At 45.2% G+C, this 13268-nt stretch carries 11 protein-coding genes; 4 read left to right on the top strand and 7 right to left on the bottom strand.

Annotated elements, in window-relative coordinates; translation table 11 throughout:
• Positions 1-73: 73 nt before the first annotated feature.
• The 4 genes from CGC50_RS05875 to CGC50_RS05860 all read right to left on the bottom strand — a co-directional run bounded on the left by CGC50_RS05875 (position 74) and on the right by CGC50_RS05860 (position 4927).
• Positions 74-1525, bottom strand: a complete 1452-nt coding sequence (locus tag CGC50_RS05875) for a lipopolysaccharide biosynthesis protein (protein ID WP_095910073.1) — start codon at positions 1523-1525, stop codon at positions 74-76.
• Positions 1526-1619: 94 nt separating this feature from the next.
• The gene (locus CGC50_RS05870; RefSeq protein WP_095910072.1) at positions 1620-2840 is read right to left on the bottom strand and encodes a beta-ketoacyl-[acyl-carrier-protein] synthase family protein; all 1221 of its coding nucleotides are present in this window, start codon (positions 2838-2840) and stop codon (positions 1620-1622) included.
• Between the two features lie 78 nt (positions 2841-2918).
• The gene (locus CGC50_RS05865; protein ID WP_095910071.1) at positions 2919-4001 is read right to left on the bottom strand and encodes a hypothetical protein; all 1083 of its coding nucleotides are present in this window, start codon (positions 3999-4001) and stop codon (positions 2919-2921) included.
• Entirely contained in the window at positions 3998-4927 is a 930-nt protein-coding gene (locus tag CGC50_RS05860) for a D-2-hydroxyacid dehydrogenase (protein ID WP_095910070.1), read from the bottom strand. The genes CGC50_RS05865 and CGC50_RS05860 overlap by 4 nt, the downstream gene beginning before the upstream one ends.
• 402 nt (positions 4928-5329) lie before the next feature.
• Between CGC50_RS05860 and CGC50_RS05855 the strand changes: the two genes are divergently transcribed.
• Positions 5330-5809 carry a hypothetical protein gene (locus CGC50_RS05855; RefSeq protein WP_157909424.1) on the top strand — a complete coding sequence of 160 codons (480 nt, stop codon included), beginning with the start codon at positions 5330-5332 and terminating at the stop codon, positions 5807-5809.
• 92 nt (positions 5810-5901) lie between these two features.
• Here the strand turns inward: CGC50_RS05855 and CGC50_RS05850 are convergent, their stop codons facing one another.
• The 3 genes from CGC50_RS05850 to CGC50_RS05840 form a co-directional block, all read right to left on the bottom strand.
• Positions 5902-7170 carry an OprO/OprP family phosphate-selective porin gene (locus CGC50_RS05850; RefSeq protein ID WP_232781201.1) on the bottom strand — a complete coding sequence of 423 codons (1269 nt, stop codon included), beginning with the start codon at positions 7168-7170 and terminating at the stop codon, positions 5902-5904.
• 119 nt (positions 7171-7289) lie between these two features.
• Entirely contained in the window at positions 7290-7814 is a 525-nt protein-coding gene (locus tag CGC50_RS05845; protein WP_198541645.1) for a hypothetical protein, read from the bottom strand.
• 2 nt (positions 7815-7816) lie between these two features.
• Entirely contained in the window at positions 7817-9052 is a 1236-nt protein-coding gene (locus CGC50_RS05840; RefSeq protein WP_095910068.1) for a phage portal protein, read from the bottom strand.
• Between the two features lie 205 nt (positions 9053-9257).
• On the opposite strand from CGC50_RS05840, the gene CGC50_RS05835 reads away from it, so the two are divergent.
• From CGC50_RS05835 to CGC50_RS05825, 3 genes are all read left to right on the top strand, one after another.
• The gene (locus CGC50_RS05835) at positions 9258-9794 is read left to right on the top strand and encodes a CopD family protein (protein ID WP_095910067.1); all 537 of its coding nucleotides are present in this window, start codon (positions 9258-9260) and stop codon (positions 9792-9794) included.
• 75 nt (positions 9795-9869) lie between these two features.
• Positions 9870-10751 carry a GTPase Era gene (gene era, locus CGC50_RS05830; protein ID WP_002667400.1) on the top strand — a complete coding sequence of 294 codons (882 nt, stop codon included), beginning with the start codon at positions 9870-9872 and terminating at the stop codon, positions 10749-10751.
• Positions 10752-10981: 230 nt separating this feature from the next.
• Entirely contained in the window at positions 10982-13012 is a 2031-nt protein-coding gene (locus tag CGC50_RS05825; RefSeq protein WP_095910066.1) for a M13 family metallopeptidase, read from the top strand.
• Positions 13013-13268 lie beyond the last annotated feature (256 nt).

Genomic DNA, 13268 nt, shown 5'->3' with positions numbered 1-13268 from the left:
GTTATAGAGTTATAGAAATTAAGGGTTATAGAATTATAGGGTTCTATAGAATGTGGTAACTAAGTTCATGAGCCTAGCTACATTTTTCATTTTTCACTCTCTTTACGCTTTTGTAGGCTAAGAAAGCATACCCTACTACGGCGGTACTTCCTACAAAAAGATTGCGATCTCCTATATAGAAATAAGCTAAGGAGAGCCCTGTCGATAACAGGAGAAAGCTACCTATACGCTGCCAAGGGTAGGGGATAGGGTATTTTCTTTGCCCTATCCAGAGCGATAGGAGCATCATCCCGCCATAGGCTAAGAAAGTAGCTACCGCAGCTCCCATATACCCCCATAGCGGGATTAGGCTAAGGTTGGCCACGATGGTAATCCCTCCTCCAATAAGCGAGATAATCGCTCCCCAATGGGTGCGGTCGGTGACTTTGTACCATACCGATAGGCTATGATAGAGTCCTAAACACAGATTGGCCATAAGAACAAAGGGAACAATCTTCAACCCTTCCCAATAGGCACTGTTAGGGATGAGCAACCACTTGAAGAGGTCTATATATACGCAGACAAAGAGGAATATTCCACCGGCAAAGATACTAAAGTATTCAGTTACCTTGGCATAGGTCTGTGGAGCATTCTTATCCGCTGCATTGGAGAAGAAGAAGGGTTCCACCCCTAGCTTATACGCAGTGATGAAAAGGGTCATAAATACGCCCATCTTGTAACAACCTGAATAGAGCCCCACTACGGCATCAGCTTGGGAGGCAGGGTAGAGCATACGTATAAAGACACGGTCAAAAGCCTCATTGATAGAAAAGGCTATTCCTGCTATCAGTACAGGGAAAGCATACTGAAAGAGTCGCTTCCATAGAGCTATGTCCCACAAGAAGCCGATACGCTTATATAGGGGTAACATGTAGATAAAGGTCAGTAGGCTGGCAATGAGGTTTGCCAAGAAAATGTATTGAGTTTTGTCACTGACAAGCTCCATTAGGGGGAGTCGGTAGCCCTTGCTCTCCAAAAAAGGAAAATAGAGGAGGAAAAGAAGGTTCAGCCCTAAGTTCACCGTTACATTGCCGATTTTGATAAAAGCATAGTGTAGTGATTGTCCTGAATACCGATACCAAGCAAAGGGAATCGCCACCAAGGTATCCAAAGCAAGTATCCATATAGCATAACGGATATAGATAGCAGGGTAGCTCAGCCATACAGCTATAGACTGAGATAGGAGTAGGCCTACCCCTAAAAAGACAAGGGTCGTAACGACTAAGGACGTCAGGCAAGTAGCTGCCACACGCTTGGGGTCTTCCTCACGATTCATAAAGCGGAAGAAGGCTGTTTCCATACCATAGGTTAGCAGTACATTGCCCAATATCATATAGGCAAAAAGTCCCTGATAGAGCCCATATTGTGCTTGCGAAAGCGTACGAGCACTGGTGTGCAAGGGGGTCAGTACCAAGTTCAGCAAACGAGGCATTACCGTAGCCAAGCCATAAATGGCAGTATGTTTGAATAATTGTCGGATACTCATTCTTTTAGTCGTTAGTGATCAGTTACTCACTCTTCACCACATACCCAAGCTCATTCGCTTGGCTACACTTTTCACTCAAAACACTCTTCGTTCTTCATTTTTCACTCTTCACTACCAAAGCCGAGTTGGTACCTCCAAACCCAAATGAATTGGAAAGAAAGGCTCTGATAGGGCGCTCTTGGGTATGGGTAATGATATTGAGCTTTTGGGAATCCTCGTCCAAGCGTTCTATATTGATATTAGGGGCGATAAAGTCGTGTTGCATCATCAGTATGGAGTAGATAATCTCACTAGCGCCGGCCATCCAGCACTCATGTCCGGTCATGGACTTGGTGGAGCTCACAGGAGTCTGGCTGCCAAATATCTGATGAATGGCTTTAGCCTCATTGGCATCGCCTATGGGGGTAGAGGTGGCATGGGCATTGATATAGTCTATCTGGGAGGCTTGCATAGAGGCATTGGCCAGTGCACGAGCCATTGCTTGCGCAGGGCCTTCCACATTGGGAGTGGATATATGTCCGCCATTGGAGGAGAAGCCATAGCCTACCACTTCGGCAAGGATAGGTACCCCACGGCGCTGCGCACTCTCATAGGTTTCTAGTACCAGTGTTGCCGCTCCCCCACTGGGCACCAAGCCATCGCGCGAAGCATCGAAGGGGCGGGAGGCTAGTTCAGGGGTATCCTCGCGCATGGAGAATACACCTAAGCCATCGAAGCTGCCCATGCTGTATTTGTTCGTCTCCTGAGCGCCTCCGCAGAGTATCATCTCCTGCATGCCACTCTGTAAGAGTAGGTAACCCAATCCCACGGCATGGGAGCCACTGGCACAGGCGGCACTGATGGTCATATTGACACCTCGGAGAGCAAAGAGTGTGGAGAGGTTCATCGTTACCGTCGAATTCATTGTACGGAATACAGCTCCCGATCCTACTAAGGTAGTATCCTGTTTCTCGCGGATGCGGTCGTTGGTCAGAATCACCGATTCGGCGACACTGTCGTTGCCATAGAGGATTCCCACTTCGTGAGTTTTGAGGTAGTCGGCATCTATCTGAGCGGTAGCCATAGCCTCAAGAGTGGCCATATATGCGTATTCGCTTTCTTCCCCCATGGAGATACGCTCCCTACGCCCCAAGAGCTCCTTGAGCTGGGGAGAAGGCACTGCCCCTGTAAGGGCGGAGCGATAGCCATATTTCTTACGTTCGGCATCATAGATGATGCCAGAACGCCCCTCGTACAAGGACGCTTGTACCTCCTGCAAGGAGGTGCCTATACAGGAATAGATACCCATTCCGGTGATCACTACTCGATTCTTCATTCTCAGATGTTAGGTTTTAGATGTTAGGGGATTAGCGGCAAAGGTACGAAAAAAATATGATTATGGGTCATCATTATATCAGTGTCTGTTATCACATCTTGGGTAGATATTCTCATAGGCATCGTCCAAGAAGATAATCGGATTACAGCCAAAGCTCTCATACACCAATCCGTAGATGGCTAAGGGTTTACCCTTGAGAAATCGTCCGATAAAGGGGGACATCTGACCATTGTCTAAGGGAGCAAAAGAGGTAGATTCACCTTCTTCAAAGAAAGCCCGCTTGATAATCTTCTTACTTTTGGCATCTACCGCCACGAAATAGCGCTTGCTACCATAGTAGGTGTCCTCACTCTTACTACTATCAAAATCAAAATCCTGTACATAACAAATCACCTCAGCCAACACATACTTGTAGGTATTACCCACTAAGTAATTATCATCCAAGAGTTTATAAGAAGCTGGAAACTCCTTAGGACTGACTTTTTTCCACTGCATCTGTCTTATCCCCGATTCTAAGGAAAAAGGGCTCTCTTTCCCTATATAGACAAAGGAATTGAAAAAGAGATCGGACAAGGGGGATACAATAGAATCCTTGGCGTGTTGTAGTTCAAAGCCTATCTCATAATCCCAAGCGCTGATATTCTCTATATCGGCATATACATTCACCGCTGCTACTGAGCGAGTATCCGCTAGAGGGTATTTTCTAAGTTGATTTTCCTGATAACTATAGAGAAAAATAGTATCCTTAGGCGTCAGTTTCATTCGCTCGAAGATATTCTGGCGGTACTTGCCCTCCAAGGGAAAGTAGCTCAATGCCTCTCGGCTCATCTTCTTCTGTTCCTTGATATATTGGGGAGGAATATCTAAGGAATCGTTGTTATATATAGTGGAGATGGAGAAGTATATACTCTTGAAGTCAAAGCTCCGATTAGGCTCATACAAGTCAATATCATCCGTATAGATGGGCTTGGGGATAGAGTCATACGCCACTACAGGCGAGGGGTTTTCCCTAAGGTAGGTGATCTGTACCTCCTCAGTAGGAGTAGAGGCAGGAGTACTATCCTCAGGGGTATTTTCTTTAGACTGCTTGCAGGCACAGAGGAGCAAACACAGAAAAAAGAGAGAAGAGTGGAAAGTTACATTTTGTTCTTTGTTTTTCATTGGATAAACTGTTCTATCTGTTCTTTTACTTTTTTCCAGAGTTTGTCTAGGGCATACTCGCTAGCCCAAGCTACGTGAGGGGTGAGCAGTACTCTGGGGTGCTGAGCGAGTTGCATAAGAGGGTCGTCCTTTCGAGGGGGTTCTTGTTCGAATACATCGGAGGCAAAGCCTAGGAGCTTGTCTTGTTGTAGGGCATCGTATACCGCTTGGGGATCTACTACAGCGCCACGAGCCACATTGATAAGTAAGGGCTTTCGCTGCATCTTGGCTAAGGTGCGCTCACAGATCAGGTGGTGGGTTTCGGGGGTGAGGGGGCAGTTCAGGGAGAGGACATCGCTCTGGGCGAGTACCTGGTCGAAGGGGGTATAGTCGCTATTGCGAGGGTCTTTTCCTTCGCGTTCTGCCCAAAGTACGCGCATGCCAAAGGCTTTGGCGCGCTCGGTGATAGCCTTGCCTATATGTCCCACTCCTATGATGCCCAAGGTGCGGGTATGCAAGTCCAAGAGAGTAGGCTCGGTAAGGCAGAAACGTCCATCGGCTTGCCATACTCCTGTCTCCACAGCGGTATGGTAAGGCTTGAGCCCCCTGAGTGAAGCGAGCATGAGCATAAAGAAGTGTTCGGCCACACTTTCAGTGGAGTAGCCCACGACATTCTTGACCTCTATGCCCAATTCTTTGGCGGCCTGGGTATCTATATTGTCCATTCCAGTGGCAGTGAGCTGAATGAGCTTGAGCTGAGGAAGTTGCTTGAGATGTTCTCGCCTTATCTTCACCTTGTTAGTAATGGCGATATCCGCTCCTGCCAAGTGTGTGATGATCTCTTCAGGGCGGGTACTCTCATAAATGACCCACTGGGTAACTCCCTCAGGTACGGAGAGTTCCATGTGGGAGGATAGGGTGTTTCTGTCTAAAAATACGGCTTTCATGCAATCTCTTTTTTGGGGCAAAGTCCAAAAGAGAGGACTCTCTGAGAATTTTTCGCCCCTATATTATTTATGATACAATTAAAGGCAAAGATACAAAATTCCTTTTTTTCTACCAAAAAGAAAAGAATCATTTTTTCGCTCAGGAAGACAATATTTTTAACATAAAATATTTTGAATATTTCTGAAAAAGGACTACCTTTGTAGTCAAATAGTGAAGATTGATTTTCTTTAAGAAAAAGAAAACTGTACTAACAGCTACAGAACTACAAAAAGGAGTATATACTTTTCCAATTAGGGTTCTTCCCTAATTCTATATCTATGGGAAGAATGTACTTTTCAGTAAGGACATACAAAGAGAGAAAATACCTATATACTTAGAATAATCAATAATATTTATTAGTTATGAAAAAGTTTTTTATATTATTTCTTTTAGTGATTTCCTTTTGTAATTGTAGTTACAAAAAGGATTCGGATCCATGTGACATGGGGCCTTATAAACTATATATCAGGGTCAAGGAGAATTCTCCAGAATATTCCTCTTTTTTCAAACAAGGAGAAATAGATGACAATGCTATTTTCCTAAAGATAAGGGACAAAAGAGAACAGAATATATTTTCCATAAAAAAAGGGTTATCTTGGATAGAAGGTTATAATGCAAAGGACATTATGTTGGATGGTGGTACTCTTCCAAGGGATTTTTTTAAAGATAATAGCGGTGAAACCCTTCTGTTGAAAAATAGGACAAAAACCTATACAATACTAATAAAAGGCGCTTCTCAAGAAAACGAATGTGGAGAGGTGTATGAAGTACAAGAACTTATGGTGAATGATGGCAAAGCTACTTTTGTACTTGGCAGTAGGTATTTTATAATTGATTTGTAAAAAAGTCTTTCTTAAAAATGCATCCTTAATAACAAATAGGCTATCCGTTTCGGATAGCCTATTTTCTCTACTTTAGTTGTCTTTTAGCTGTATTAGTTCAAGACAATATGATATTGAACAATAAAGGCTCCCTTGCGCATGGCCACTTCTTTCTGTTGGTTATAGATAGGGCGGTTTTGGTAGCAGAAGCTGAGCTTGTTACTATGACCTTTGAAGAAGATATTGGCACCGAGGTCATAGGCTACCATAGCGTCGTTAAGCCCATGGAATTTGGAGTATTGTACACTGACATTGGGCTGTATACGGGCATCGAATTTTTCACTTTTGCCAAAAAGGTAGCCTGCTAAGAGGGTATAGGTACTACCTGATCCCATCATGGGATAGGCGGCTCCTGCACCATTGAGGTATTCGTTGGAAGAGACTTTCATGATCGAAGGGCTTCCGTTGTTATTGCCTATGTATCGGATATGGTCACGGCCGAAATCAGTATAATAGTAGCCTGCATTGATGGTAATAGCATCGTTGCATTCGGAAAGAGGGGTATCGAGGAAGAGTTCGGCGGAGAAATTCTTATAATCGTAGTACTTAACTACACTATTTTGGAGTTCACTCATCATATCCTTTTGGTATACCCCCCCTAGGGCGAGGTTTAGTACCTTTTTCTTTCCTACATAAGTACCTGCTGTATAAGGAGTTTTGTTGCTTTCCAATTCCCAAAAATCATACTTTAGGTGGGCAGAATATTGTTTATGAGGAGCATTTTTGGCATAATCCACTACCCCTTCCTTAGGTTCAGTAGTTACGGTGTATGGGCTTTTGATGGTAAAGACATAGCTGAGTTGTTGTATCTGTCCCTTAGCGAAAGCACCGAGGCTACGGACGGCATCATCGTTTTTGTTCACGGTGAAGAGTGGGAAGCTAGGAGCATCCAATCCCATCATACTACCACTGGCTTTCATAGCGTTGCGGCTACCATTCCATCCGAATTTTCCCAATCCAAGAGTTAGCTCAGGGAGCAGCTGATAGTCCGCATAGAGGTCAAGGATACCTATACGATCCTCATTCTTGCTGGTGAAGTTGTAGTTGTTCCCTCCGAAGAGCCCATATACATAGAGCTTAGGGGTGAGTTGTCCTTGTACATTGATACGTAAGCGACGTACTGAGAAGTCAGTAACACGGCTCACCTCAGTACCATTGATCTGTGTGTGAGGGTTCGCTTCGTAGTATCTTGCCCAGAAGGTGGCAGAGAGACTGGCCTTGATATAGGTGGTACCTTCCTCGTTGAGATTCTTACGCAGATATTCCTGTCCCCACATCAGGGTAGGGCAAAAGAGACTAAGGAGTAGTAGCTTTTTTATCATAGCATTTTATTTTAAGAGTTGTTTTTCCCCACAAAGGTATAACTTTTTTTTCTAAGATAAGAAAATTTTTTTGAGTTTTTATTCCTATTTTTTTCTGTAGGGGATATAAATCATTGACACTATTCATTGACAAAGAACTCCTTGAGTTTTCCTTCTTTTTCGTAGTTATACAATGCTTTGATCACCCAAGAGGGAGGATACTTGCCATAAGTGAGTACAAAGATGTTCTTGATGGCCTTGCTCACTGGGTATAGCAAGGTCATCATCTGTAGGGTGCTTTCGAAGACTTCGCCGGTGGAGGTTTCTCTCAAGGGGACTTTCAAGAGGTCTAAGAGGAGATATACAGCGGCGACAACTCCAAGCATCTGAGCGTTTTTGATCAAGAGTGCTCTCCAAGAGAAAGAGTGGTTACGTATATGGTAGAGTGCCCCAATGACGAGATTGACCGAGAGGGCTACCACTAAGGCGATGATAAAAGCCTGATGGGTCTGTTGCCATGCATAAAAATAGTTAGCAAGCACCACTATGGGGGCGCAAGTCGAAAGGGTATGCCATAGATAGTACAGCCTATCCCGTAGGGCTATCTGCTTATCATAGGCATACAAAAGTACTAAAGGAGTAAGAAAAATAGCGATACGTTTCATTTTTAATCATTAATTAAGGGTTGTATCATTGCTTTTACTTGTAAGGAGGCGGCGGCCTCTCTCAGTGGGGTGTGGAGCAGGGCGAGGTATTCCTTGAGGATACTCAGGCGGCGTGCCAGATAGGCATCAAAGATTTCGCGCTTGTCCTGAACCTTGAGCGAGGCGTCCAAGAAAAGGAGCTTAAGGGCAGCACCTGAGGGGGTACCCATGGAGTGGAGGTTTTGGAAAGAGATGTCTGGGGTCTGGGTGAGGGTGTAGATCATTCTCAGTAGGGTATCCATCTCGAGCTTGACCGACTCGGGAGCGCTGTTCCACGAGATGTACTGCATAGAAGCATCCTTGTCGCCTTCTATGATAGAACCTGCTTCGCCTTTTTTGCTCCATCCCTGAATGTGTCCGGTGACGAAAATCTTGGGAGAGGCATGGTAGTCGTTGGTTTCGGCGAAGTTGGACAAGAGGTGTTCCAATCGTTCGATAAGAGGATCCACTATCTGTGTCTCGCGCTGAGGCTGGTGGGCATATACCACGGGGATTTTCCCGATAGGATTGGCCACGGGGTATCCCTCTTCGAGAGTCCAGTCGCCTAAGGTATTCTTCCACAGATAGTGAAAATGGGCAGTGTAGGTCTCGAAGTAAGCGGCCTTGCCATGTAGGGAAGAAGAGGGATCGTCGACCGTATAGGCGCGGGAGAAGGCGACCATATCTCCCACGGCATCGAAGAAGGGGTATAGGCTATCGCCAAAGGCAGGGGAGAAGAGCGAACAGCGGAGCTTGAAAGCACAGGGGATACCATAGGCGAGAGAGGGGGTAGCCAGTGGTAGGGCATGCCATAGCTCTGCACATTCTCCATAGGAAAACACGGCACGTGCCAAGCGGCGGTTCAGACTGTTCTCCTTGGCCTGGGCGAGTATATTCTCCAGTATAGCAAAAGCCTGCTCGTGCTCCTGGGTATCCTTGGTGTACTCATAGCGTACTGGCTTGCCAAAGAGGAAAGCCACTGAGCGCTTGATGATGAGTTGTTGCAAAGGCAGGGCAATACGGGCAACAGGCTCCGTATAGAGCCCCTCGGAGGTGGAGACACGCTTGTCACGACGCAAGAGGGGATTATTCACAGGGTGTTGTCGTGGATCAAGAGCCCGACGTGCCGCAGCGGGATCTGGTGCTGTGGTGTCTCTCCCTGATTGAAGAAACTGTATCGCCTGCAAAGGAGAAAGAGAAGAAAATTGAGAATCAAACATGATAAATAATAATTTGGCTAACACTGCTTATGTTGCAAAAGTACGATATCACACAGGGTGAAGTCAAGCAAAGAAACGTAGAGAAGTGAGAGGAGAACTGAGAATCATGATTAGTGAACAATCAATGATGATTAATGGCTTATATTCTAAAATAATTTCGTAACTTTGCAAAGTGAAAGTAAGAAATCATCGAACATTTTAAAAAGTGTATTTAATAATCAAGTCATTACATATTATCTTTGTTGTTAGTTATTTTGCAGGGATATTCTATATAGTGCGCTTGTTGATTTATCATACAGAAGCGCTACAGGGCAAGAGTGAGCCAGAACGAGGTATCCTCCACAGGCAGTATAGCTTTATGGAAGAGCGCTTGTGGAATATCATCACGGTGCCAGCATTGGTGATTGTGGTGCTCACTGGAGCTTATATGCTGTGGGCGACACAGTGGGCATATCTCCTTCAGGGGTGGATGCATATCAAGCTCTTAGGAGTGGTGTTCTTGTTAGTATACCACTATTGGAGTTGGCGTACCCTCAGGGAACTACAACAGGGGCGCACCCGCTATAGCTCAGTGAAGCTACGCATGGCCAATGAGGTGGCTACCTTGCTGCTCTTTGCTATTGTCTTTGCTGTGGTACTCAGGGGCTTATTCCTTAGTTACTGGTGGGCTACCCTCCTGAGCTTTGTCGCGATGGGTGCCCTCATCATGGCCGTTGTTAAGATTGTCAATAGAAAACGATAATCAATGATTAATGAACAATGTTCAATGATTAATGATACTATTACCTATTCTAACCCTCCTAACTCCTAAAAGAAAATGGAACATAAAGCAGGATTTGTCAATATTATAGGGAACCCCAATGTGGGGAAATCTACCTTGCTCAATGCTCTTGTAGGCGAGCGACTTTCGATCATCACCTCCAAGGCACAAACCACGCGGCATCGTATCTTTGGGATTGTCAGTGGGGACGACTTTCAAGTGGTCTTCTCCGATACTCCTGGGATCATCAAGCCAGCATACCAGTTGCAAAACTCTATGATGGACTTTGTCAAGGATGCCTTCGAGGATGCAGATATCCTGATCTACATGGTCGAGATAGGGGAGAAGGAACTCAAGGATGCCGACTTCTTCCGCAAGATCAACCAAGCAAAAGTGCCTGTCTTGGTGCTAATCAATAAGATAGACCGCTCCGATGAGGAGACTGTCAAGCAAGCCGTTGCCTATTGGCAACAGCAAGTTCCTAAGGGGGAGATCTATGCCATCTCAGCCTTGGAGAACTTCAACGTAGCGCCACTCTTTCATCGTATCTTGGAGCTACTGCCTGTATCCCCCGCCTTCTATCCCAAAGACCAGCTTACCGATAAGCCCGAACGCTTTTTTGTCAATGAGACTATACGTGAGAAGATCCTTCTGAACTACAAGAAGGAAGTCCCCTATGCAGTGGAGGTGGAGACAGAGACTTTTAGCGAGACGGACGAGATTATTCGTATCCGTAGTATCATCATGGTAGAGCGCGACAGTCAGAAGGGTATTATCATAGGTCATCGCGGTGAAGCCCTCAAGAGAGTAGGCACGCAAGCTCGCTATGACTTGGAGAAATTCTTTGGCAAGCAGATTCACCTGGAACTCTATGTGAAGGTCAATAAAAACTGGCGCTCCGACTTAGGACAGCTCCGCCGATTTGGATACTCTAATTAGAGTGAGCAGTGAGCGGTGAACAGAGAACAGAGAGCGGTGAATAGTGAACAGAGAACAGAGGGCGGTGAATGCCAGCACCCAGAGTGAACTCTCTTAAGAGGGCTAATAGCTCCCTTGTGATAGGCATGAGCGAAATGCTTGCGGTAGCGTGGAGAACTTAAGGAAGATTGAAAATGGAAGCCCAATTACCTAATTATCTAACAAAGTCTATAATCTAAATTAGAAACACAATGAATAAAATTTCTTTATTTCTCTCTCTTTCCTTAGTGGCTGCCTGTGGCAACCCAGCTAAGGAAGCACAGAACAAGGTCGAAGAAAAAGGACTTGACCTATCGGCGATGGATACCCTTGTCCGCCCACAAGACGACTTCTATAACTATGTAAATGGAGGGTGGATGAAAACAGCAAAAATTCCAGCCGATAAGACCTCATGGGGTACCTACTACATGCTGGATGAAATCACTGAAAACAACTGTCTTTCAATTCTTGATGACCTGAACAAAAAAGAATATCCCGAAGGCTCTGAAGGTCAAAAGATACAAACCCTCTTCCGCCAATACACCGATTGGTCTACGCGCAATGCACAAGGTCTTGCCCCTATCGAGGGACAGTTCAAGAAGATTGATGCTATCGCCTCCCTCGCCGATCTACAGAAATACTTAGAGGAGGCAACGCTCACAGGCAATAACCCTATCTGTAGCTGGGGTGCTTATGCCGATATGAAGGACTCCAATACCAATGTTGCCTATCTGAGTGAGTTCTCCATAGGGATGGGCAGCGACTACTACCAAAAGGAAAGCCCCAGCAATACCGAGGCTTTGCAAAAGTATGAAGGCTTTGTAGCTCAGGTATTCGAAGCCATTGGTGAAAAGAACCCTAAGGGGAAAGCAAGCAAACAGGTGGCTTTTGAGAAAAGTATCGCCAAGCTCATGCTCACCAATGAGGAAAGCCGTGATCCTAACCTAAGCTATAACCCTCAGACCATGACCGAGCTCAAAGCCTTGGTCAAGAATCTCGACCTGCCTGCTTTGCTCAAGAACGTAGGGATGACACAGGACAAGGTGATCCTCACCCAAATGCGTTTGTACAAAGACTATGACAAGTTCATCAATGCTGCTAACTTGCCCTTGCTTAAGGACTATCTCAAGTATATGTTGGTACTGAGCAATATCACCAACCTCAATGAACAGCTCGACAACCTCTCCTTCGAGTTTTATAACAAGTACCTCCGTGGCCAACAAGAGCAACGCTCCATCACCAAGCGCGCCTTTGGTGTCATCGATGGATCTTTGGGAGAAGCTTTTGGCAAACTCTATGTAGAGAAATATTTCCCTAAAGAAGCCAAAGAACAGATGCTTACCCTGATTAGCTACCTAAGAAAGAGCTTTGTGGAGCATATCAAAAACCTCTCTTGGATGAGTGAAGAAACTAAGAAAAAAGCCCTTGTCAAGCTCGACAAACTCGGAGTGAAGGTGGGATATCCTGACAAGTGGGAGGATTATTCCAAGCTCATCATAGACCCTAAAGTTTCCCTTGCCGAAAACCTACAACACATCTCCCAGTGGTATTACCAAAAGAGCCTTGACGAGGTTGGCAAGCCCGTGGATAAGTCCAAATGGAGCATGACCCCACAAACAGTCAATGCCTACTACAATCCGCTCTACAACGAGATTGTCTTCCCTGCGGCCATCCTACAAGCGCCTATGTTCAACTTCGAGGCAGATCCTGCTGTGAACTTTGGGGCTATCGGGGGGATCATTGGGCATGAGATAACCCATGGATTTGACGATAGTGGTGCTGAGTTCGATGCTGATGGAAATCTACAAAACTGGTGGAGCCCCGCCGATAAGGCAAATTTCGAAAAAGCAACACAAGCCCTCGCCAAGCAATATGACCAATATGAACCTGTCAAGGGAATCTTTGTCAATGGAATCTTCACCAATGGAGAGAATATTGCAGACCTTGGCGGTGCCAATATCGCCTTCGATGCTTTACAAATGTACCTAAAAGACCATGGTGATGTAGGAAAAATAAGTGGATTCACCCAAAACGAACGCTTCTTCATCGCGTGGGCTACCGTATGGCGCTCCCTGACTACTGATCAGAACCTTGCCAACCAGATCAAGACAGACCCACATGCTCCTGACTACCTCCGTGCCTTTGCCCCACTGACCAACGTGGAGGCTTGGTACCAGACTTTCCAAGTAAAAGAAGGTGACAAACTCTATAGAAAACCTGAGGAAAGAATCAAAATATGGTAAAACAGTGAACAGTGAACAGTGAGCGAGGTTGTCCAAAACATTATTTTTTCAAAGTTTAAATCGAATATTTTCGAATTTTATTCTATTGAAAATCAATTGTTTTAAATCCTCTTGTAGGGGCGATTTGCAAATCGCCTTTCATGAATAAGACTTTTCGGACAACCTCTTTCACACTTTATTTTTCATTTTATCTTGACATGGTTCTTTTTTGTATCTTTGCACACGCAAATAACTATATAATTATTGATCATTCAAT

It is taken from the genome of Capnocytophaga gingivalis (assembly GCF_002302415.1).
Lineage (GTDB): Bacteria > Bacteroidota > Bacteroidia > Flavobacteriales > Flavobacteriaceae > Capnocytophaga > Capnocytophaga gingivalis.
Note: the sequence above shows the minus strand (reverse complement) of the source record. Positions and strands in the feature narration are given on the sequence as shown.

Bases quoted from the DNA above. Each gene is read 5' to 3' on its own strand.
- CGC50_RS05875 (WP_095910073.1), bottom strand. From the start codon at position 1,525: ATGAGTATCCGACAATTATTCAAACATACTGCCATTTATGGCTTGGCT.
- CGC50_RS05870 (WP_095910072.1), bottom strand. From the start codon at position 2,840: ATGAAGAATCGAGTAGTGATCACCGGAATGGGTATCTATTCCTGTATA.
- CGC50_RS05865 (WP_095910071.1), bottom strand. From the start codon at position 4,001: ATGAAAAACAAAGAACAAAATGTAACTTTCCACTCTTCTCTCTTTTTT.
- CGC50_RS05860 (WP_095910070.1), bottom strand. From the start codon at position 4,927: ATGAAAGCCGTATTTTTAGACAGAAACACCCTATCCTCCCACATGGAA.
- CGC50_RS05855 (WP_157909424.1), top strand. From the start codon at position 5,330: ATGAAAAAGTTTTTTATATTATTTCTTTTAGTGATTTCCTTTTGTAAT.
- CGC50_RS05850 (WP_232781201.1), bottom strand. From the start codon at position 7,170: ATGATAAAAAAGCTACTACTCCTTAGTCTCTTTTGCCCTACCCTGATG.
- CGC50_RS05845 (WP_198541645.1), bottom strand. From the start codon at position 7,814: ATGAAACGTATCGCTATTTTTCTTACTCCTTTAGTACTTTTGTATGCC.
- CGC50_RS05840 (WP_095910068.1), bottom strand. From the start codon at position 9,052: ATGTTTGATTCTCAATTTTCTTCTCTTTCTCCTTTGCAGGCGATACAG.
- era (WP_002667400.1), top strand. From the start codon at position 9,870: ATGGAACATAAAGCAGGATTTGTCAATATTATAGGGAACCCCAATGTG.
- CGC50_RS05825 (WP_095910066.1), top strand. From the start codon at position 10,982: ATGAATAAAATTTCTTTATTTCTCTCTCTTTCCTTAGTGGCTGCCTGT.